This window comes from Paraburkholderia phymatum (genome assembly GCF_038900715.1).
In the GTDB taxonomy this organism is placed as follows: domain Bacteria; phylum Pseudomonadota; class Gammaproteobacteria; order Burkholderiales; family Burkholderiaceae; genus Paraburkholderia; species Paraburkholderia phymatum_A.
The window spans coordinates 241156-263840 of the sequence record NZ_JAYMRZ010000002.1 but is presented as its reverse complement, the minus strand read 5'-3'; the positions used below and the strand labels follow the sequence as shown (position 1 = coordinate 263840).

Here is a 22685-nt window from a genome sequence, read left to right as displayed (position 1 = left end):
GATTCGACCGCTCAATTGCGGGCGCGCGCTTCTCCACCTACTATCCCTGACGGACCAGCCGGCTGCGTCGCGATGCGGCGCGTCCGAAGGTATGGCCGACGCGAGCCTGGCCGCGCTGGAGTGACTGTTCTTCGACTGGAGCAAATTCGATGCGAAAGATGAGAGCGGTACAGGTCGGCGGCCCCGGCGGGGCGCTGGAGATCGTGGAGCGCGACGTGCCCGCGCCCGGCCCCGGTCATGTGTTGATCAAGGTGCAGGCGTGCGGCATCTGCCACAGCGATTCGATGACGAAGGACGGGCTGTGGCCGGGCTTGCAATATCCGCGCGTGCCGGGACACGAGGTGGCGGGCGTGATCGATACGCTGGGCGCGGGCGTCGGAGGGTGGAAGGCGGGCGAGCGCGTGGGCGTGGGCTGGCATGGCGGCCACTGCGGACATTGCGCGAATTGCCGGCGCGGCCACTTCGTCGTGTGCGAGAACGCGCAGGTGCCGGGCATCAGCTATGACGGCGGATACGCCGAGTATCTGGTGGCGCCCGTCGAAGCGCTCGCGCGCATGCCGTCGGAACTCGACGACGTGGACGCCGCGCCGCTGCTCTGCGCGGGCATCACCACCTTCAATGCATTGCGAAACAGCGGCGCGCGCGCGGGGGATGTCGTCGCGATTCTCGGCATCGGCGGGCTCGGGCATCTGGGCGTGCAATTCGCGCAGCGGATGGGTTTTCGCACCGTCGCGATCGCGCGAGGCGAGGACAAGGCGCCGCTCGCGAAACAGCTCGGCGCGCATCATTACATCGACAGCCGCACGCAAAACGTGGCTGATGCGCTGCGCGCTCTGGGCGGCGCGAAAGTGGTGCTCGCGACCGTGACGAACGGCGACGCGATGACGGCCACGCTCGGCGGACTCGCGCTCGACGGCAAGCTGATCATCGTGGGCGTCGCGGAGAAGCCGATCGAGGTGCCGAGCGTGCAGTTCATCATGGGCCGCAACGCGGTGCAGGGCTGGCCGTCGGGCACATCGGCCGATTCGGAGGACACGCTCGCGTTCAGTGCGCTGTCCGGCGTCAAGCCGATGATCGAGACCTATCCGCTCGAACGCGCGGCCGAAGCCTACGATCGCATGATGAGCGGCGCCGCGCGCTTTCGCGTCGTGCTGACGATGAGCTAGCGCGGTCCCACGCTGCCGATCAGCCGCATCGGGCCGATGCATCGGGCCGCTTCATCGGGCCGCTTCATCGGGCCGGTGTATCGGGCGCTGCATCGGGCCGCGTCGGCGTGGGCCGGTGCGGCGCGCGTGGCCGCTATCGCACATCAGGCGATAGCGGCCACGATTGCGCTCGCCCTTGATGCGCGGGGCTTTCACGGCCGACGCCCGATTTCGTATCGCCGAAATCATTTCCGGCTGACGGCGGCCACCCCGCCAGCGTGTAAACTGCTGCCTTTTTACGATTCTGGTTGTATGGTTCAAGCCCCTCAGCGCGCAGCGGTCAGCGGCCCGTCGCTCGTCCGGCTGCTGGCCCGCCTGACGGCCGTCGACGTTCCCGCGTCCAGTCAGTCGCTGTCGGACCAGTTGAGTCAATGGCTCGGCTGGACCGACGCGATCGCGCTATCGACGGCGCTGAACGGCAGTCCGCCCGCCGTCGCTGGCGGCTCGCGGCCGCACGGCGGCGTCGAGAGCGAATGCGCGCAGGTGCGCGCGTCGCTTGCGAGAGCCATCGCCGGCGACAACGCGTCAGCTTCGGCCCGCCGGCGCGGCTCAGCGCCGATATCCGCGCAGGGCGAGCCGACCGAACCGGCCCCCGATTACGCGGATTTCCGGCAGCGCTATCTCGCGATGCAGCAGTCGATGGAAACCGCGATCGGCAATCTGCGCGGCCGGCTGCGGAGCATGCTGGCGGCGAAGACGCCCGAGATGACGCGGCTCGCGGTCGTCGACGCGATCATGGAGCGCGCACTGGGCGCGCGCGAGCACAACCTGCTGGCCGCCGTGCCGGGCATGCTCCGCGCGCATTTCGAGCGCTTGCGCCAGGCCGAGCAGGACGCGCTGGCCAAACTGGCGGACACGCACGTCCCCGAAGGCGCTGCACCTGCCGTCAAGCCCGGCGCGTGGCTCGACGTGTTCCGCAAGGACATGCACGGCGTACTGCTCGCCGAACTGGAAATTCGTTTTCAACCGGTCGAAGGGTTGCTCGCGGCCCTTCGCATCAGCTAACTGGGACAACATGTCCAGATATCGCATTGATTTTGTCGTTGTGTTTTTGGTGGGTCTCGTTGCCGTGGGTTGGGTCGGCGCGGGCTATATAGGCTCGAATCTGCTGGCGCTGACGGTCACGCTGGTGATTGCCGCCTGCTACGTGGCGGGCGCGCTGGAGTTGCACCGCTATCAGCAGGCGACTTCGACGTTGACGAGCGCCATCGCCGGTCTGTCCGGGACGCCGCCGCGTCTGTCCGCGTGGCTCGACGGGCTGCATGCGGGGCTGCGCAGCGCGGTGCGCCTGCGCATCGAGGGCGAGCGCGTCGCGCTGCCGGGACCGGCGCTGACGCCGTATCTGGTCGGCCTGCTGGTGTTGCTGGGGATGCTGGGCACGCTGCTCGGCATGGTCACGACGCTGCGCGGCACGGGCGCGGCGCTCGACAGCGCGACCGACATCCAGGCAATCCGCGAATCGCTCGCGGCGCCCGTCAGAGGACTCGGCTTTGCCTTCGGCACGTCGATTGCAGGCGTCGCGACGTCCGCGATGCTCGGGCTGCTGTCCGCGTTGTGCCGTCGCGAGCGGGCTCAGGCCGCGCAACAGCTCGACGCGAAGATCGCAACCACATTGCGCGTCTATTCGCAGGGCCAGCAGCGCGAGGACACGTTCAGGCTCATGCAGCGTCAGGCCGAGATGATGCCCGCGCTGGTCGACCGTCTGCAGACGATGATGACGGCCATCGAGCACCAGAGCCTCGCGCTGAACGAGCGCCTTGCCGCGAGCCAGCACGCGTTCCACAGCAAGACGGAAACGGCGTATGCGCGTCTCGCGTCGTCGGTGGCGCAGTCGCTGAAGGAGAGCGCGGCCGAAAGCGCCCGCGCTGCCGGCGCCGCGCTGCAACCGGCGATGGAGGCCACGATGACCGGTCACGCACGCGAGATGGCCGCGTTGCGCGAGACGGTCACGCATGCGGTGCAGCAACAGCTCGACGGGCTGTCGAGCGGCTTCCAGTCGACGACCGCGACCGTCTCGGACCTGTGGAGCAAGGCGCTCGCGGGACATCAGCGGTCGAGCGAATCGCTCGTCCAGGATTTGCGCGCGTCGCTCGATCAGTTCACGCAGACCTTCGAGCAACGCTCGGCGGGTCTGCTCGACGGCGTATCGACGCGTCTCGAAGCCACGGCGGGCTGCGTCTCGCAAGCGTGGAACGACGCGTTGGCGCGGCAGGAGCGCGCCAGCGAGACCATCGCGGATCGCAATCAGCAGGCGCTCGCGACGGCCGCATCGACCTTCGAGCAACACGCGGCGGCGCTGCTGCGCGCCGTCGATCAGTCGCACGCCGATTTGCAGACGCAATCGGCCGCGCGCGACGAAGCGCGTCTGGCGGCGTGGCGCGCGTCACTCGACGCAGTGGCCACAACGCTGAGCAAGCAATGGGAAGAAACTGGCGCGCGCGCCGCGACCCGCCAGCAGGAAATCTGCGACACGCTCGCGCGCACGGCCAGCGATATTTCCGCCCAGACGCAGGCGCATGCGAGCGGCACGATCGCGGAGATTTCCCGGCTCGTGCAGGCCGCGTCGGAAGCGCCACGCGCTGCGGCCGAAGTCATCGCGGAACTGCGCCAGAAGCTCACGGACAGCATGGCGCGCGACAATGCGATGCTCGAAGAGCGCAGCCGTCTGCTCGAAACGCTCGATACGCTGCTCGACGCCGTGAACCACGCGTCGACGGAACAGCGCACGGCCGTCGATGCGCTCGTCGCGACGTCGGCGGATATGCTCGCTCGCGTCGGCACGCAGTTCACCGACAAGGTCGAGATGGAGACCCGCAAGCTGAACGACGTGTCCGCGCAGGTCACGGGCAGCGCCGTCGAGGTGGCGAGCCTCGGCGAGGCGTTCGGCGTGGCCGTGAAGCTCTTCGGCGAATCGAATGACAAGCTGACGGCCCATCTGCAGCGCATCGAAGCCGCGCTCGACAAGTCGCTGATGCGCAGCGACGAGCAGCTTGCCTATTACGTCGCGCAGGCGAAGGAAGTGATCGACCTGAGCATGCTGTCGCAGAAGCAGATCGTCGAAGACCTGCAGCAGCTTGCCGCGCAGCGGGCGTCGGCGGGAGCCGAATCGGCATGAACGACGAAATCGACGGCGGCATGGAGCCGACGACGCCCATCTGGGCGGCTTTCGGCGATCTGATGTCGGTGCTGCTGGGCGCGTTCGTACTGATCCTGGTGGGCGTCATCGGCATGCAGCTCGAACTGACGACGAGGCTCCACGACGAAGTGAGGCAGCGTCAGATGGAAGCGCAGCGCCGCAAGACCCTCGAGCAGGCGCTCGCGGGGCCGCTGGCGGCGGGGCGGGTGACGCTCGTCAACGGACGCATCGGCATCAGCGGCAACGTGCTGTTCGCGCTGAACTCCGACCAGTTGCAGCCGCAAGGCCGCGAACTGCTGAAGAGCCTGTCGGGGCCGTTGTCGACGTATCTGAAATCGCGCGACGAGATCCTGATGGTCAGCGGTTTCGCCGACGACCAGCAGGTGCGCGCGGGCAACCGCCGTTTCGCCGACAACTGGGAACTGTCGGCGCAGCGCGCGCTGACGGTGACGCGCGCGTTCATCGATGCGGGCATTCCCGCTTCGTCGGTGTTTGCCGCGGCATTCGGCTCCGAGCAGCCTGTCAGCTCGAATGCCGATGATGTGGGACGCGCCAGGAACCGGCGCGTCGAAATCGCGGCGGTGCCGAGGCCGGCTTCGTCGAGCGGCGGACGGGCGCCGTGAGTCAGGACGACATGACGGGTGGCGCAGACAGCGAAATGCAAAGCGACGCGCAAGGCCAGCAAGGTCAGCAAGCGTCGCAAGCAGAAACGCATGCGCGCGCGACGCTCGACGCATGGCGCGCGCAACGCGCCGATCGGCTCGACCCGATGCGCTTTCATTTCATCGACGCGATGGCGTGGCGTGCAGCCGCTCATCACGGCGAAGCGCGGCGTATTCTCGACGAGCGTCTGTCGGCGCTGCTCGAAGCCTATGCCGCCGATCTGAACCGCGAGAACGATAAATGCGCTGCCGCTGCGCTCGACGACAGTCCCGCGCGCGCTCGCGGCCCGCTCGGCAAACTGGCCGATTACATCGTGGCGAATCAGTCGCCGGCGCAAGGCAACGCACAGCACCGCCCGTCGCCAAACCCACAGCAAGAAACACTCGATTACTTCAGACAAACCTGGTCGAAGCTCAGCGCCGACAAGCAGTTGCGCCAGTCGCTCGAACAGGTGCCCGGCAATGCGGGCCCGCTCAATTCGAGCAGCCTCGTGCACCGGTCGCTGTCACTGATGCGCGAGTTGTCGCCGGGGTATTTGCAGCAGTTCCTGTCGTATGTCGATGCGTTGTCGTGGATGGAGCAGTTGACGGGCGGCATCGCATCGCCCGCCAAAGAGGCGCCGCGCGCCTCAAGCACGAAGAAGAGCGCGCGAAGCCGATCGCGCTGATGCGCCGCCGATGCGCTGAAACGTGCAGGCGCGCTGCCGGCTAAGCCGCGTCGCTCTGCTTCTTGTACTGCGAAGCGAGCTTGTCCTGCTGGTTCGGCGGCACCGGGTCGTAGTGGCTCAATTCGATGCTGTAATTGCCGTGCCCGCCCGCAATCGCGTTCAGGCGCGACTGATAATCCGCCAGCTCCGACAGCGGCACCTTGCCCGCCACCACGACCGCATGGCCCGCGAGGTTGCGCGTGCCCTGGACCTGCGCGCGCCGCGCCGACAGATCGCCGATGATGTCGCCCATCGTCGCTTCGGGCGTCATCACTTCGATGTCGACGATGGGTTCGAGCAGGATCGGCTGGGCCTTGAGCACGGCATCGATGAACGCCTTGCGGCCCGCCGTCACGAACGCGACTTCCTTCGAATCGACGGGATGGCTCTTGCCGTCGAACACGGTGATCCGCACGTCCTGCATCGGAAAGCCGGCGAGCGGCCCGCTCTCGATCACCTGCAAGATGCCTTTCTCGACGGCGGGAATGAACTGGCCCGGAATCGCGCCGCCCTTGACGGCATCGACGAACTCGTAGCCCGCGCCGCGCGGCAGCGGCTCGACGCGCAGCATCACTTCGCCGAACTGTCCCGCGCCGCCCGTCTGCTTCTTGTGCCGGTGATGGCCCTCGGCCTTGCCGCCAATGGTCTCGCGATACGCAATCTTCGGCGGCCGCGTGATCACGGCGAGCTTGTACTGATCGGCGAGCCGTTCGAGCATGTGCCGCAGATGCAGTTCGCCGAGCCCGCGCACGACCGTTTCGTTGGTGCCGACGGGATGGTCGATCTTCAGGCATGGATCTTCCGCCGCGAGCTTTTGCAGCAGTTCCCACAGACGCTGTTCGTTGCCGCGCCGCTCGGGCTCGATCGCGAGACCGTAGATCGGCGTCGGGAACGCGAGCGGCGCGAGATGGATGTTGCCGTCTTCGGGCGCATCGTGAAGCACGGCATCGAAGCCGATCTCGTCCACCTTCGCGGTCGCGCAGATGTCGCCGGGGCCCGCCTCCGTGACGTCCACGTGGTCCTTGCCTTGCAGCAGCATCAGATGCGCGACCTTGAACGGCTGCCGCGCATCGCCGATATACAGCTGGCTGTCGCGCCGCACCGTGCCCTGATGGATGCGGAACACCGCCATCTTGCCGATGTAAGGGTCGATCACGATCTTGAACACATGCGCGAGCACGTGCTTGTCGGCGGACGGCTCGGCCTGCACCGTCTCGCGACGGCCATCGACGTCGCGATAGAAAAGGGGCGGGTTGCCTTCGAGCGGATTCGGCAGCAACCGCGCGAACACGTCGAGCAGTTCCTGAATGCCCGCGCCCGTCGCCGACGACGTAAAGCACACGGGCACCAGATGTCCCTCGCGCAGCGCGCGCTCGAACGGCTCGTGCAACTGCGCGGGCTCGATCGCTTCGCCCTGTTCGAGGTATAGCTCCATCAGCTTCGCGTCGAGTTCGATCACCTGATCGACGAGCGCGTCGTGCGCGGATTCGACCGACAGAAAATCGGCTTCTCCGGACGGATTGAAAAAGCAGTCGACCACTGCCTGTGCGCCTTGCGCGGGCAGATTGATGGGCAGGCAGGTCTTGCCGAATGTCTCCTGAATCTCTTCGAGCAGTTCGGGCAGATTGACCTTTTCGCCGTCGATGCCGTTCACGACGATGATCCTGCACAGCTTGCGCGCTTCCGCCCACGCCATCATGCGGCGCGTCGTCATCTCGATGCCCGTGCGCGCGTTGACCACGATCGCAGCCGTTTCGACGGCGGGCAGCGCGCTGATCGAGAGACCGGAGAAGTCGGGGTAGCCAGGGGTGTCGGCGAGGTAGATGCGGGTGTTCTGGTAATGCAGGTGGGTGATCGCGGAGGTCAGGGAGTGGTGGTATTTGCGCTCCAGCGGATCGAAGTCGCAGACGGTCGAGCCTTTGTCGACGCTGCCGGCCGCATGGATCGCGCCTCCCTGATGCAGCAGCGCCTCGATCAGCGAGGTCTTGCCGCATCCGGCATGGCCGACCAACGCAATGGTGCGGATGGCTTCGGGTGGATATTCCATGTCCGTCCTCCCTGCGACTGTTGTTCGGCCATTATTCGTGAAAACGGCGCGGGCCGCCACCTGCGGCGATGATTCGAGAGCCGGCAGATGTGTTGCGGCGCGGCATAAGACGCGCTGCAAAACGATATCGGCGGATTCTGTTAAGGTGGGCTGATCTCCACCAACTTCCCTGATCGAAAGGCCCATGACTCAACCACTCAGAATCGATTTCGTCTCCGATATCGCCTGCCCCTGGTGCGCTATCGGCCTGTCTTCATTGCAGCTCGCGCTATCGCGTCTCGGCGATTCGGTCGATGCGCAGATCGTCATGCATCCGTTTGAGTTGAATCCGCAGATGAGCCCGCAAGGCGAGCGCATCGTCGATTATCTCGGCAAGAAATATGGACGCACGCCGGAACAGATCGCTGAAACACAAGAGACGATCCGCGAGCGCGGCGCAAGCGTCGGCTTCGTGTTCGGGCCGCGCGAGCACGTGTACAACACGTTCGACGCGCATCGGCTGCTGCAATGGGCCGGCATCGAAGACAAGCAATTGCCGCTCAAGCTCGCGCTGCTGCATGCCTATCATTCGGAGGGCAAGGACCCGAGCAATCACGATGTGCTCGTCGAAGCCGCGCAATCGGTGGGGCTCGATGCAGCGCAGGCACGCGCCGTGCTCGAAAGCACCGACTATGCCGAAGATGTGCGCGCACAGGAAAACGAGGCTCAGTCGTTGGGCATCGAGTCGGTGCCGTCGATCATCTTCAACCAGCGCTATCTGGTGACGGGTGGACAGCCGCCCGAAGCATTCGAGCAGGCCATCCAGCAGATTCTCGCCGAACCGCAAGCGTAGTTTTTCGTCGCGTGAGCGGGTGAGCCCGTGAGCCCGTGAGCCCGTGAACCCGTGAACCCGTGAACCCGTGAACCCGTGAACCGGGCGCGACGCCACAGGCGCATCATGTAAAGCCGCAGTTTCATCGCTGTCTGCGCACGCATCGCCGTGCGCAGACAGCAGCGCGGCGATGTATTTCGCTTCGTGCGATCCGCACGCCCCTGCATTTCGTAGCCCGCGCGGCGCTATTCCACTCGCGCCCGCATCCCGCTACGAGATCGCCTCCTTTAGACGCCATCCGTGCTCGTTACACTCGAAGTCGGCGCCGCGCGCGGCGCATGGCCTCGTTCGTTCCCGCGTTTGTGCGCGGGCCCGTCGCACGGAGACTTGCATGCTCAAAATCGATGGCGTTGGCATGGGCGTCAACTGGATGCAATTCCTCGACGCAACGCTTGCGAAGCCCAAGCCGCAACCGCCGCAGCCGGTCAATCCGCCGAATACCCAACGTCCTCCCGCCGCGCCGCAGATCACCGTACAGGTCAACGCGAGCACGGACCCGTCGAAGCCGACCAACGGGGAGATCAACGATGCGACGACGTTGATCCAGACGCTCGCCGCGCAATACCGTCCGCCGCCGCCCGACATCACCGTCGACGATCCGACCACGAAGGCCGCGCAGTCCGCGATTCAGGACGCGCAGACGAAGTACGACAACGCCGCCACCGACGAGCAGAAGAAATACACGACCCTCACCGGCTTGCAAGGCGACCCGACGGCCAGCCACGCGTCGATCAACAAGGCACAGACCGATTACGACAACGCGCACAAGGCGACCACGGCGGCGGGGCGCGAGCTCGAAGTCACGACGGACGCGGGCTACATGATCGCCTACGCGCAGCAGGCGGACGCGGACAAGGCCGCAGTCGCGCCCGCGAAAAGCAATTACGACGCGGCTACGTCCGCGATGCAGAAGGCGATGCCGGGCTTCGATCCGAAGAACCCGCCGTCGGCGAGCGACTGCAAGACGCCCGCGCAACTGGGCGCTTACGACAAATGGCAGAAGGCGTCGGCGGCATACAGCCAGGCGCAGGGCCGCGAAAGCGCCGACATCGCGAACTCGAATCTGGCCTATGCGCAGTTGCAGTCGCACGCATCCGACAAGGACTACAGCGGCGCGATGAACAGCGGACTCGCGAAGCTGAACGACAAGCTCGCGCCGCTCGGCCTCGAAGTCAACGCGCCGCCGCCCGTCGATGCGAAGACGGCCGACACCAACCTCAGCCAGGCCGCCGACGATGCGAACTACGCGAACGCATGCCTGAGTGCCGCGAGCGACGCATCGCATCTCGCCGACGTGCAGCAGACCTACGACGCCGTGTCCGGCAAGTTCGGCCCCACGGTGATGAACACGACGGTCGCGGCGCAACAGACCTTGCTGACGCACGCGCAGACGAATGCGCAGACGAGCGGCGCCTATCTGCAGATGCTGTACGACCAGCGCGCGGCCGGTTCCGCGCAGACCGACTACAACGCCGCGCAGCAGGCGTCGCGCGCGGCGTATGCGGCGAATCCGCATCTGCATAACCTGGAGCCGGACGGCGACCCCACGCTCAACGACGCAGGCAACAAGCTGTATCAGGCGCAAACGCAGGCGAGCATTTCGCACGACAGCTTCGTCGCCGCGTATGGCCAGTCGCTCGCCGCGCAATACGGCGACGCCGCGAACGGGATGCAGAACCAGTACGACCATCGGACGATGTGCGTCGCGAACGATCCGATGCCGCTCGAAATCAAGGGCGCGAAGACGATTGCATCGGCGGTGCAGGCCGCGGACAAGCGGCTGACGGATTCGGTCTCCGATCGCGCGACGCAGTTCCAGTTGACGCTCGCGCAGGACACGCTCGGCAAGGCTAACGACACGCTGCACCTCGCGCAGATCCAATACGACGGATGGAACCAGACGCATGGCGGCGGCACGCAGCAGACGCCGCTCCTCAATGTGCAGCAGCAGACGGCCGCGCCCGCCAACGTATCGACGGGCGTGCAGGTGCCGTATCAGATCAACCCGTACTCGAAGCAGCTCGACGATGCGCGCGCCGCCGCGACGGCCGCGAACAATCGCGTGAACCAGTTGTCGCTGATGTCGGAGGGCACGCATCAGCAGGTGCTGTTCGACAAGTTCCAGGCGGGCCTCGCCGACAATCTGCTGAACCCCGTCACCGATTCCGACAAGGCCGGTTACGCGAAGGCACTCGATCAGTTCTACGCGTCGCATCGCAGCGAGATGTCACACTCGATGCTCGACCAGATGAGCGCCGCCACCAACAAGGGCGCCGCGTATGACTTCGGCAAGATGAACCCCGATGCGCAGCGCAATCTGATCGGACAGGCGCTCGGTTTGACGCCGATGAAGAACCCGCCCGCGCAGGGCGAGCAGTACGACGGCGATGCGCTCAAGACCATCGACTCCGTCTATGACGAGATTCACAAGGACGGCGGCGACGACGCGCAGGTGAGCGTGCTGCCGATGGTCTACGCGCAAAAGGATGCCGGCATCGCGCAGACGGCGCTCTTCAAGGTCACGCCGAAAGGCGGCGGCGATACGCACTACATCGACGATACGGGCGCGCACTATTCGAGCATCGACGACTATATCCACAACAACCAGCTGTCGTCGGATGGCACCATCGACATCGCGACGGGTTACGACCACGGCACGCTCCAGGTGCAGCAGAGCGAGGCGCATCACGACAGCTTCCTGCAAAGCGCGCTGCACACGATAGGTGCGAGCAACGTGAATCTCGGCACGCTGATCGGCGGCGTCGTGCTCGACGTGGCGGGCGGCATACTCGACGCGACGGGCGTCGCGGCGCCGCTCGGCGTTGCACTCGATGTCGTCGGCACGGACATGATCATCGGCGCGACGGCGGGCGCCGCCGTCAACGCGGGCTACGATCTTGGCAACCGCGCGTATCACGATCAGACGATCAGCCCGCTCGACGCGGGCGCGCGCGCCGATTACATCAACTTGGTGCCGCTCGGCGCGGCGGGCGCGGCGAAGGCCGTGCCGGAACTGGCCGGCACGAAGCTGTTCTCGAAGGCGGTGACGACGGTCGGCCTCGACGCCGACAAGACGGCGAGCGTGCTCACCAAAGGCACGAACGTCACGGCCAAGGTGACGGCATTCGGCGGCGCGATCGAAGCGGGTGGCCAGCTCGCCTACGACAGCTTCACCGGCAAGGGCAACATCTCGCGAGACGTGTCGTCGCTCGTGATGAACGTCGCGCTGCTCAAGGGCCATGACGTGCTGAAGGCGACGTCGACGGGCGCCGTGCGCAAGTTCTCGCAGTTCGCCGCGCGCGGCACCGACGGCACGACGATGTCGCTCGACGGCCAGCAGGTCGGCGTCGCGCGCGTCGCCGCGCGCACCGACGCGCTGACGCTCGACCGCGCGCCGGCGACGCTCGACGGTCATCGGGTGACGGTCGCGCGAGACGGCACGCTGATGGCAGGCAACCGCGTGCTCACCTACGAAGGATTGCCCGTGCGCGTGCTCAATCGCGGCAACGCGGCGGGCAACACGGGGCGCGCCGCGCAGACGGGCAGCGGCGCGGTGCTCGACAGCGACGGCCGCATCTCGATCCTCGATCGCAATCCGGGCAATCTCGTGCGCCGGCCATCGCTGGAGAGCTACGAGACGAACGAGCGCGTCACGGTCGACGAGGACGGTCAGTTGTCGTTGTCGGACCGGCTGTCGCTCAGTCATCCTGATGAAATCGCATCGCCCGAAGACGCGGCGAACAAGGTCGCGCAGATCGCGGGCCGCAATCCGGATCAATCGTCGAATGACGATCCCGCGACCGCGCCCGATGAAACCGCGCATCCTGCGACGCCGCAAGCAGGCGCAAGCGAGAACGCGAGCGCGGATTCGGACACGCCGCAACCCGTCGCGCGGCCGCGAAACGAGAACGCCGACGCGCAGACGGCGCAGAGCGTTGCCGCGACGGCGCGCAACACGAGCAGCGCATCGGCGAGCGCGGGCGACCGGGTCCGCGAGCGCAGCCGGCAAGACGCGAGCGAAGCCGATGTCGCGATGCGCTCCGATCGCCGCAGCCGTGCGGCGAGCGCGGCGGCGTGGCGGCGTGTCGATGATCCGCTCGCGCGCGGCCACGCCGACGAAGCGCAGGCGCCGACGACGTTCCGGCAGCGCGTCGTCTCGTCGGTGCTCAACGAGAGCGACGTGTCGCCCAAGTCCGCCGACAACAACGGCTTGGGCATTTCAACAGGCCAACTGCGGGCGCCCACACCAGTGGTCGAACAGGTGGAGGTTGGCAATCGCACGCTGTATGTCGTGCGTCACACGCTAAGCGATCCCGTCGCGACTTCGAAGAAGCCCGACGATCCCATAGCATCGGCCGATCAAACGCGCGCTGCGCCGCTGCGGCAAGCGGCCGTCAATCAGTCCGCTTCGCAGGACGAGCCGATTGTCGTGCTCGACGACGGCAAGATGGACGGCAAACCGGCCACGCGCACACCGCAGTTCGCGAACGGACTCAAGCAGCCCGCGATCGTCGCCGCGACTGCACGTGCGGCAACGCAGCCGGAAGCAGAAGGCGCGACTCCCGTCGATACGACGCTAAGCACGCCGGCCGCCGCAGCGGGCTATGTGCGTCGCGCGAGCGGCCTGTATGTGATCGATACGAACGTCGGCGCGGATGAGGCCGTGCCCGGCGCGCGCGAAACAGAAGCGCCGCCGCGAGCGGGCGTGTATGTGGCGCGGCAGCCATCGCATGTGGAAGAGACGAAAGAAGCGTCGAACGCGAGGGAAAGCAAGGCGCGGTCGAATGACGTCGACGAAGACAGCCTTGTGTTCGCGCATCCGGCGATGGAAGTCGACGCGCCCGCCGATGCGACCCAGCCGGGTTTCTTCGCGCGTCTGCAAATGCGCTTCGGCGGCGCGCCGTTGCCGAACGAAGTCAGCGCGCTGGCGCAGCGGTCCGGCACGCTCGCGCAGCAGATGCGCATGCTGAGCGACAGCGGCTGGCGCGTGAAAGTCGGGCGCGCGGGCGGCGGCAGCCGCGTCGATACGCAGCGCCGGCGCGTCACGCTCGACGGCGGGCTGCGCGACGCGGGCAGCATGACATACGCGCTCGCGCACGAGGCGAAGCACGCGATCGAATCGATCCAGGGACAAACGGGCCTCGACTACAGCTCGCGCAGCCGCTTTACGCGCAAGGCGCTCGAAGCCGAGGCGCGCGCGCAGATCAACGCGTTCGAAGCGCGCTACGAGATCAATCTGCTGGGCGGCGGCGATATCGCGCGAAACGTGCGCCTGCCCCAGTTGATCCAGCGCGAAGCCGATGCATGGACGCCGCAGAACGACTACGCGCACACGGTTGCACGTCTTGCCGATGCGTTCGGCGCGTCGCCCGTGTCGGGTGGCGACGGCATCACGTATGCCGGGTTCTACGGCAATGCATACGAGCGCGCAACGCGTGCGACGGGCGACACACGCAACGTTCGGCAGGCGGCGCGCACGATGCCCGCGCCGCATATGCAGGACGCAGGCGATGCGCGCAACGTGCCGCCCGAGGGCCTGCCGTTGCCGACGGACTTTCGCGAGCTGATCGCGTTGCGCGACACGCGACAGGCGAACCTGAATCGCGCGGTCGGCGATGCGCCGCTCAAGGGCGCGGTGAAACTGCCGGATAGTCTCGTCGACGTGCTGCTCACGAGGTCGCCGCATGAACTGGCGCTGCACGACGGCCTCTTCGAAGACTGGGTGATCGCGGACCAGCCCGCCATCGTCGTGCCCATTGTGCGTCCGAATACGCACGGCTTCGAGCGCGCGCAGGCCGTCGCCGACATCACGGGCAGCTACGTTGTGACGCCGCGCCCCGAAGCGCCCGCCGAGTGGGCGACGCTCGCGCCGCGCCGCATCGACACGGGGCTCGACGGTCCCGTCGAGTTCGACGCGCGCACGGGCGCCTTCCACGTGACGCACGCCGACGGCTCGCGTTCGCCGATCGATCCGCATGCGCATCTGGGCATGTTGCTCGGCGCGGGCGGCGAGAAGACGGCGCTGCGGCTCGGCGACAAGACGCTCGTCGTGTATCGCGAGATCGGCGATCACGTGATGCAGACGGACAGCAGCGATCCATCCTCGGACCCTGCGACGCGTGATTCGCCCGAGCGCATGATTGGGCTCACAGATCAGCTGAGGACGCTCGGCGCGCCGCATCTCGCGAAGATTCACGGCGTCACGCAGATTCACGGCTTGCCCGCGCTGGTGATGGACACATACCGCGCATCGGATCGCGCGCTGACCACGGCCGCGCTCAGCGCGCCGCGCGGCGGTTACTTTTCCGTGTACGACACGAGCCTTTTCTCGCAGCGAAGCATCGACAGCCTGAGCGCGACGCGCAACTGGCTCGTCGAGAACAACATCGAGATCAAGGATCTGCAATTCCTCGTGCGCGCTGACGGCACATTCGATCTCGCGGATGCGCAAGCCGTCACGCCCGGAACGCCGCCTACGCCGCAAAGCCTCGCGAGAATCGATGAGCTGATCGGGCTTGCGCGCGCGCGGGTCGAGCGTCAGCAGCAGGACGATCAGGCGCAGACGCTCCCCGCGCAACCGAAGCCGCAACGCGGCGCGAGCGACGGCGGTATCGAACTCGCGCATCCCGAAGCCGAAGAAGTGATGCAGCCCGACGCGTTCGCGCAGAAGCCGGCGCTGATCACGCGCGTGCGCATGCGCTTCGGCGGCGCGCCGCTTCCGAAGGAGGCGCTCGATCTCGTCGGCCATTCGGATCTGTTGAGCGAGCAGATGCGGCTCTGGAAGCAGGCGGGCTGGAAGGCGGTGCGCGGACGCGCGGGCGAGGGCAGCCGCGTCGATGGGGGGCGCAAGCGCATCGTGATCGACGGCAAGTTCCAGCAGGCAGGCGCGATGGTCTACGCGCTCGCGCACGAAGCGGGCCACGCGACGGATGTGATAGAGGGCAGGACGGGCCTCGATCTCGGCAGCGTCGATGCTTATGTGGACAGCGCGCTCGCCGCCGAGGCGCGCGCTCAGTTGAACGCGTTCACCGTGCGCGATCAGATCAAGGCAGCGTCGCCTGGCAGCGTCGACATCGGCGCGCAACTGAAACTGCCCGATGCGATCGAGCAGACATACGGCCATGTGAGCGCGAACGACGCCGCATCGATGCAGCGGCTCGCGGAGGCGTTCGGCAGTGTCAAGCCGTCGTTGCCCGGCCATGCGGACTATCGGCGGCTGTACGAAGCGCAGGCGCGCAGCCGGAACGCGGGCAACGCGCTCGGCAGTGGCGCTGCGGCGGGCGCGGGCGCGGGCGCGGCCGCGGGCAGCGCGGCGTCTCATGCGCCTGCCGGGTCGACGGCCGCGCCGGCGGCCGCGTCTGCGGCGGCAGGCAGCGCGGGGCCTCACGCGCGTTCAGGATCGACAGCCGCGCCCGCCCGCTCGACTTCGGCGGCCGCGCCCGCGCAACGCCTGACCGAACAGGCAGGCGCCTGGCTCGATGCGAACGGCCTGCGCAAACTGACGCGCATCGACGGCACGCATGTTCCGCAACTCAACGGACTCGAGCACGAAGCGGGGCGCAGCGCGCATGTGCTGATCGCGAGAAAGACCACGCGGCCGGCGGACGATGGCGAACACGTTCAGCCCGAGTTCCTCGCCGAGATGAAAACCGATGCGCACGGCAAGCTCGGCGCGCCCACGACCCTTCCCGGCAAAAAGCTCAGCGCGTCCACGCTCAAGAAGCTGTTGCGCTCCGGGAGCGCTGGGCGCAACGAACGCGCGCGCTACGACTTCTATGTGTCGCCCGTTTCGGCGGAAACGCTGGCGCGCTTTGGCGGCGCGTCGGAGATTCAGGCGTCGAACACGCGGCAGACGTGGAAAGCCGAACGCGGCAACGGCGCGATCGACCAGCAGGCGATCGACGACATCGCCGCGCTCGCCGATGCGCACAAGACCGCCTTCAAGCGCCCGAAGCGCGCCGCCGAGGCCGCGCAGGCGGACACGCAGCAGACCATCTACGCGATCGAAGAGAAAACGGGCAAGGTGCTCGGCTACGCGACGCTCAAATCCGATGCGGAAGTGGCGCAAGGTCTGGTCGCCACGGCGACGTCGTTTGCGCCGACCTGGCGCTATCACGAGAAGACGCCGCTCGGCGATACCGAGATCGCGCCGCATGATCTGAGCGACGCGTTCCGGCGCCGCGCGAAAGGGATTCCCGTGAACCGCGCGGGCCGGCGCGGCGTCAGGTTCGTCGTGACCGCGCTCGAACCGTCGCGCGTCGATAGTCTGGGCGGCTTTCTGGGCAAGGATGCCGCAAAGGCCGCAGCCGACGGCAAGACGATCGACACCGACAAGCCGCCGCGCATGAAGCTCGGCGACGTCGGCCAGCGCGGCATGGAAAGCGGCACGAAGCTCGTCGTGAACGCGCCGCGCCATGTCGGCAACGCGGCGCGCAAGGCCGTCGCGTTGCTGCGCCGTCAGCAGGCCGCGACGCAAGCCGTCAATCAGGCGATGAGCCGTGCCGCCGCTCGCACCGGCTCCGCGCAGGCCGACGCGCTGCTTGCGCCGAATCTGCTGCCCGAGAAAGACAAGCCCCTCGAAGCAACCGATTTCAGCGGACAGAACGCGCTGCATCTGCAACGCGCATTCGACAGCAACACCCTCGACGCGGATCACCACGTGTATGTGTACGACACCGACGGTCCGCTCGTAAAGGCGCTGACCCGTCCCATCGGCGTGATCGCGAGGCGCGGGGACTCGTTGCAGTGGTTCGACGAGTTGCGCAAGGCGAACAATCCGGATGCGCGCGGCGTGCCCGTCGATCAGATGCCGATCGGCCGCGGACGCTATGGCGCGAACATTCATTTTCTCGTGACTAACCTGAAGCCCGAGCGGTTCTTCGAGCACGTCGGCGTGACGCAGCTCGAAGCGGCGCGCACGCGCAAGGCGGAGTTCGAGGCGCAGCTGAGGGCGCGCCGGATTAATGTCACGAGCGGCACGAGTAGTGCGAGCGGTGCAAGGGCGCGTTCATTGCAAGCGGTGTCGCAACGCTTGCGGCAAGGCATCGAAGAGGCGAAGAACGAGATCGACCATTTCAACCCGCAACGCCGCGTGAGCGTCGCGTGGAAATCGGGGAAATCGTTCAGAGCCTTTGCGCAATCCGCCGATGCGCTCGACATCCAGCCGTATCAGCCAGGCCTTGCGAGTACCACGGTCGCCGAGTCGAATCTGCGGCACGGCTCGTCCGACGCGAAGAAATGGTTCGCGACGCACGCGCTCGTCAAGGCGTATAACGCACGACGCTCGCTGCCCGACGAGCGCCGCCTGAAGCTCACGGGCGCCGCGCAGACGGTGATGGTCGACAGCAAGCTGTGGACGTCGCTTGGCAATGCGCTGTACGTCGCGCGCGAAGTGACCACGATGCCGTTTCGCAGCGTGCCGATGCTCGGCGCAAGGCTCGGGCGGCGCTTCAGCGTCGCGCAAGTCGCGAACCGGCGCATGATCCAGTTGTTCGTGCGTCTCGCGCCGGAAGTGCAGCGGCGTCTTGCACCGATGTCGCGTGCGTACTCGCTGCGCGACGACCCGAAGCTGTTCACCGCGCAAGTGAAGCGTTATGGCGGCGTGATGCCGATGGTGTCGCTGGTCGTCGATCCGCATTCGCTCGCGGCGGCGCTCGGCAAGAGTCACGATCGCGAGTTCCTGAAGGATGTGAAAGCGCTCGGCGACCAGCAGCACGCGACGTATGACGCCGAACGCAACGTGATCGAGCCCGCGCCCGATTCGGACGGCAAGGCGCTCGCGCTGGACGAGTTGCAGCATCTGCATGGCTGGCTCGACGAGGCGTCGAGAGCGGGCTTTGCGATCCGGCTGGAGACGGCGCCTTCGCGCGCGCTCGTCGCGAAGGGCGACCGGCGCTTCCAGGCGGGCACCGACGACACCTATCACGAGTACGTGCGCACCTTCGGCGCACTCGAACAGTGGGCGATCGATCATCCCGACAGCAACGCGCCGACCGTGATGGTGACGTTCCACGGCTGGGATGCCGTGCCCGAATCGGTGCCGGGCTCGGGCCAGGTCAAGCTGCTGAGGGCGGTGCTCGAACGCGGCGCGCTCGACTGGGTACACATGGGGCTGTCGTATGGCACGCACGGGGCCGACTTCATCGCGAACCAGGATCTGACGACGTCGCTCGCGCGGATGATCGTCGATTACGCGCGCCGCGCGCCCGACAGGCTCGCGCGGCTGCATGGCGCCGATGCGCTCACGCGCGTGTTCGAGCGCGTCAACGAGCAGACGCTCGCCGATCAGCAGGAGCTGCTGTTCGCGGAGGTCGCGCGCCTGGGCCGCGCCGAGGGCATGACGCCGGAAGACATCGATGCGTTGCGCAGCCAGCTCTGCGAAGGCAATACGACGGCGCTGCTGAATCGCGCGCGCAAGGCGACGATCGATTTCGCGTCGCCGGACTGGCGAGCGGCCGATCGCGCGAGCATGACGCAGCGCCTCGCGCGTGACTTCGCGAAGGACTGGGACGCCGAGGTCGGCGTGCATCTGAATCTCGCGCCCGTGAAGACGAAGCCGGTGGCCGGACAGGGCGCGGCGACCGATCCCGTCGAATACTGGCGCGACGAAGTCGTCGGCGATCCGGCGTTGCGCAACGACGGCACGAAGCCGATCAGCGCAAGCCGCAAGACGGCGGCGCAACTGACGGCCGAGCCGATCGACCCGCAAGACCGCGCAAGCGCGGAGCTGCATGCGTTGCGTGTGCACGGACGATATGGCGGGCGCAAGGGGCTGATCCAGACGGGCGCGCTGGTCGGCGCGGGCTTGCCTTCGCTGGGGGTGCTCGGCGGCAACGCGCTGCATCTGCTGAAGACGTTCGGCAGCGAAGGGCTGCACCAGACGACGACGTCGCTGCTCGCGGGCACGCGCGGCGGGCGCGTGTTCCAGGCGCTGCATCAGGGGGCCGTCGAGAGCCTGAAGAACGGCGATCCGCGCGTGTTCGACGCCGTCGTCGACCGGCTCGAACGCGGCTTGCGCAGGCAGCTCGGTCCGAACGAGATCAGCAAGCAGCGCGTCGAGCAGCTTGCGCTACTGGCGAAAGAGGGCAAGGTCAAGGCGGGCCAGCTGCGCGCGATGCAGCGCGCGGGCATGCTGAGCTTCGAGGATGCCCATGCGCATACGAAGGCGATCGCCGCCGACATGCTCGCGCAGATGCAGGGCGTGGTGGGCGGCACGTCGCTGAAGGGTCTGCATCGCGGCAGTCCGCGTCATCACTTCGGCCTGTTGGGCCGTGGCGCGGCCGTCATCAGCTACGGCGCGACGATGGCGACGAACGTCGCGACCTTCGTCGGACACCCGGCGCTCGCGCCGCTGCTGACGTCGATCGGCGCGGGGCTGACGGCGACTTATACGGGCATCGTGTACTTCAACAGCGCGTACCACGTGAACGCGGAGAAGCGCTTCCGCTCGACGCGCTTCGCGCAGGCGGCAGGCGATTACGTCGCGACGGCGGCGGGCTTCGCGAGCGGGATTGCACAACTGGGCAGCGGACATCCGTGGCTGGGCAGCATCGCGATCACGTCGGCGACGATACTCGGCGCGGGCCGCCTGCATACGCAATTCCCCAACGCGACGCCCGGCATGGACCGCTTCCCGACGATGCTCGCGCTCGTGCCCGTCGGCATTTTTACGAGCACGCTGATCCAGAGCTTCTTCAGCGGCAGTTCCAGCAACGATCAGGACAAGCAGAATCACGGGGGCGCGAATCTCAACGGCAATGCGCCGCAGCCGGGCGTGTCCGCCGTGCCGACGCCGGGCGTCACGGGTATGCCGTCCGTGGGCACGAAGCAGGCACCCGTCACGTCGACGCAGCCTGCGACGCCGACGCCAACGCAAACGCAGTCGCCCGTGCAGACGCCGACCCAGCAGCCGTCGACGCCTACCCAGCCGTCCACGGGCCGGCCGAAAAACACGGCGCCGCCGAAAGCGTATTTCGTGGTCGAGAACGACTCGCTGTGGGTCATCGCGGAGCGCAACCGGAATTCGCTGCTCGACGCCGCGCACGTGACAAGCGACGACCAACGTCACATGACGCGCGGCGAGCAGAATGACGCCGCGTTCAATGAGATCCTGCAACTGAACCCGCAGGTCGCGAAGCATCCGACGCTGATTCAACCGGGCGAGAAGATCATCATCGGATAGCGCGGATTTCATTTTCATTGCACACGAAACGATGTCGCCCCTTCGCTCACGCGAAGGGGCTTTTGTTTTCTTGAGCTGTCGTTTTGTAAGGAGAAGAACCAACGGTCGATAATCGGGTAATAATCAAGGATTGCGAATTCGTGCCGTTAATACAGAGATCAAAGGCAAAAAGCGAAGGCAGAAAGCGAAGCATGCCTACCATGAGCCGGAGTTCGACATTCTTGACCACGGCCCCACCCATGTCAGAGAGACCTTCCCTGTTCGATCCGTTCCTGGCCACGCCAGCGCATGGAAAGTGCTTCATCAGCCCGTCGATCCGCGCGTCGTTGCTTTCGACGCTGTTCGATAACGTCTGGCCGCTGTTCCTTTCCGGCATCGCAAGCGTGTTCGTCGCGCTGGTCGCGTTCGTCCGTCTGCGCGAGCCGTGGACGGTGGCGTGGCTCGTCGCCGATATCGGCCTGCTGCTCACGCGCCTCGGTATCGTGCGTCTGTATCTGGTGCGCAGCCGCTCGGGCGTCGTGCATCCGGCGGCGTGGGCGACGCGCTATGCGCCCGTCGGCCTCGTCGCGTGCCTCGTGTTTGGTCTGGGCACAATGGCGTGCGTGATGTCGGCGGACAGGCAGCTTGCGTTGCTGGCCATCATGGTGACGGCTGGCATCCTCGGCGGGATCGCTTCACGAAACGCGGCGCTGCCGCGGCTCGCTATCACGCAGATCGGCCTGGGCGCGGTTCCGATCGGCGTCGGCGCGCTCTTCGCCGCGAAGAGCGGCCTGTGGATTCTGATCCCGCCGCTCGTCGCGTACATCGGCGCGATGGTGTCGGTGGTCGGTCGCCACTATGAGGGCCTCGTCGCGCTGATGACGGCCGAGCAGCGGCACGCCGAACTGGCGGCGCGCTTCGATGCCGCGCTCGCCCACATGCCGCACGGCCTGTGCACGATCGATTCCAACGGCAAGGTCATCATCGCGAACCGGCGGACGGCGGAGCTTTTCGGCGCGACCGTCGAAACGCTCAAGCTCAACGTGCCGCTGCCCGAGTTCATCGGTCAGGTGGGGCTCGCGCAGTTCGGCGAAACGCTGCGCAGGCAACTGGTCGAGCGATGCGCCGCATGGCTTTCCGACGAGGGCCGGCCGCTCGATCTCGAACTGGGAGACGGCCGCCAGCTCGAAATGACCCGCAACCCGGTGCCCGACGGCAGCGCCGTCATCATCATCGAGGACGTCACGAAACGTCGCGAAAGCGAGGCGCAAATCCTGCATCTGGCGCGGCACGATTCGCTCACCGGCTTGCCGAACCGGCGTGAATTGCGCGATCGGCTGGAGCGCATTCTTGCCTGTGCGCCGAAGCGCAAAGAAGCTGCCATCGCGATGATGTATCTCGATCTCGACGGCTTCAAGCAGGTCAACGACCGGCTCGGGCATTGTGCGGGAGATGAAGTGCTGGAGACGGTGGCATTGCGCCTGACGCGCACGCTGCGCCCTGGCGAACTGGTCGCGCGCCTGGGCGGCGACGAATTCGCGATCATTGCGGACTACGCGACGCTGCCTTCCATCGTCGCACTCGCGCAACGCGTGATCCGTGAGATTGCGATGCCGTATCACCTGTCGACGGGCGAAGCGATCAGCATCGGCACCAGCATCGGCATTGCGCTCGCGGCCAACGACGAGTCCGTCGACGGCCTGATCCGGCGCGCGGACCAGGCGCTGTACAACGCCAAGCAGGCGGGCAGAGGCACCTATCGGGTCTCGAACGCCTGACGCCCGTTCACTCCACGGCTTTCCGAATTCCCTCCCCTGCGCGCCCGCGCGCGAAGACAAGCGCGCCCGCGCGGTTGCGCCAGCAACGTTCATTCGGCAGATGACGGAATTGTCATCGA

General features: G+C 66.8%; 9 protein-coding genes. 8 read left to right on the top strand and 1 reads right to left on the bottom strand.

What is annotated here, in order from left to right:
* Window positions 1-149 precede the first annotated feature (149 nt).
* From VSR68_RS04440 to VSR68_RS04420, 5 genes are all read left to right on the top strand, one after another.
* Entirely contained in the window at window positions 150-1166 is a 1017-nt protein-coding gene (locus tag VSR68_RS04440) for an alcohol dehydrogenase (RefSeq protein WP_342938629.1), read from the top strand.
* Window positions 1167-1457: 291 nt separating this feature from the next.
* Complete coding sequence (locus VSR68_RS04435; protein ID WP_342938628.1) at window positions 1458-2210, top strand: DUF3348 domain-containing protein; 753 nt, start codon at window positions 1458-1460, stop codon at window positions 2208-2210.
* Between the two features lie 10 nt (window positions 2211-2220).
* On the top strand, window positions 2221-4320 hold the full coding sequence (locus tag VSR68_RS04430; RefSeq protein ID WP_342938627.1) for a DUF802 domain-containing protein: 2100 nt from the start codon (window positions 2221-2223) through the stop codon (window positions 4318-4320).
* On the top strand, window positions 4317-4964 hold the full coding sequence (locus VSR68_RS04425; RefSeq protein WP_342938626.1) for an OmpA family protein: 648 nt from the start codon (window positions 4317-4319) through the stop codon (window positions 4962-4964). Before VSR68_RS04430 ends, VSR68_RS04425 begins: the two co-directional genes overlap by 4 nt.
* 35 nt (window positions 4965-4999) lie before the next feature.
* The gene (locus VSR68_RS04420; protein ID WP_342938976.1) at window positions 5000-5671 is read left to right on the top strand and encodes a DUF2894 domain-containing protein; all 672 of its coding nucleotides are present in this window, start codon (window positions 5000-5002) and stop codon (window positions 5669-5671) included.
* A 40-nt stretch (window positions 5672-5711) separates the two neighbouring features.
* Here VSR68_RS04420 and fusA read toward each other — a convergent pair whose 3' ends face one another.
* Window positions 5712-7757 (bottom strand): elongation factor G, encoded by a 2046-nt coding sequence (gene fusA / locus VSR68_RS04415; protein ID WP_342938625.1) that lies wholly within the window; start codon window positions 7755-7757, stop codon window positions 5712-5714.
* 184 nt (window positions 7758-7941) lie between these two features.
* Between fusA and VSR68_RS04410 the strand changes: the two genes are divergently transcribed.
* From VSR68_RS04410 to VSR68_RS04400, 3 genes are all read left to right on the top strand, one after another.
* On the top strand, window positions 7942-8589 hold the full coding sequence (locus tag VSR68_RS04410) for a DsbA family oxidoreductase (RefSeq protein ID WP_342938624.1): 648 nt from the start codon (window positions 7942-7944) through the stop codon (window positions 8587-8589).
* Between the two features lie 370 nt (window positions 8590-8959).
* A complete protein-coding gene (locus VSR68_RS04405) occupies window positions 8960-20809 on the top strand; it encodes an LWXIA domain-containing protein (RefSeq protein ID WP_342938623.1) in 11850 nt (3949 codons plus the stop codon).
* A 239-nt stretch (window positions 20810-21048) separates the two neighbouring features.
* The gene (locus tag VSR68_RS04400; protein WP_342938622.1) at window positions 21049-22566 is read left to right on the top strand and encodes a diguanylate cyclase domain-containing protein; all 1518 of its coding nucleotides are present in this window, start codon (window positions 21049-21051) and stop codon (window positions 22564-22566) included.
* Window positions 22567-22685 lie beyond the last annotated feature (119 nt).

What these genes read in the sequence shown, in the direction of transcription:
- VSR68_RS04440 (WP_342938629.1), top strand. Translation starts at nt 150, where the DNA reads ATGCGAAAGATGAGAGCGGTACAGGTCGGCGGCCCCGGCGGGGCGCTG.
- VSR68_RS04435 (WP_342938628.1), top strand. Translation starts at nt 1,458, where the DNA reads ATGGTTCAAGCCCCTCAGCGCGCAGCGGTCAGCGGCCCGTCGCTCGTC.
- VSR68_RS04430 (WP_342938627.1), top strand. Translation starts at nt 2,221, where the DNA reads ATGTCCAGATATCGCATTGATTTTGTCGTTGTGTTTTTGGTGGGTCTC.
- VSR68_RS04425 (WP_342938626.1), top strand. Translation starts at nt 4,317, where the DNA reads ATGAACGACGAAATCGACGGCGGCATGGAGCCGACGACGCCCATCTGG.
- VSR68_RS04420 (WP_342938976.1), top strand. Translation starts at nt 5,000, where the DNA reads ATGCAAAGCGACGCGCAAGGCCAGCAAGGTCAGCAAGCGTCGCAAGCA.
- fusA (WP_342938625.1), bottom strand. Translation starts at nt 7,757, where the DNA reads ATGGAATATCCACCCGAAGCCATCCGCACCATTGCGTTGGTCGGCCAT.
- VSR68_RS04410 (WP_342938624.1), top strand. Translation starts at nt 7,942, where the DNA reads ATGACTCAACCACTCAGAATCGATTTCGTCTCCGATATCGCCTGCCCC.
- VSR68_RS04405 (WP_342938623.1), top strand. Translation starts at nt 8,960, where the DNA reads ATGCTCAAAATCGATGGCGTTGGCATGGGCGTCAACTGGATGCAATTC.
- VSR68_RS04400 (WP_342938622.1), top strand. Translation starts at nt 21,049, where the DNA reads ATGTCAGAGAGACCTTCCCTGTTCGATCCGTTCCTGGCCACGCCAGCG.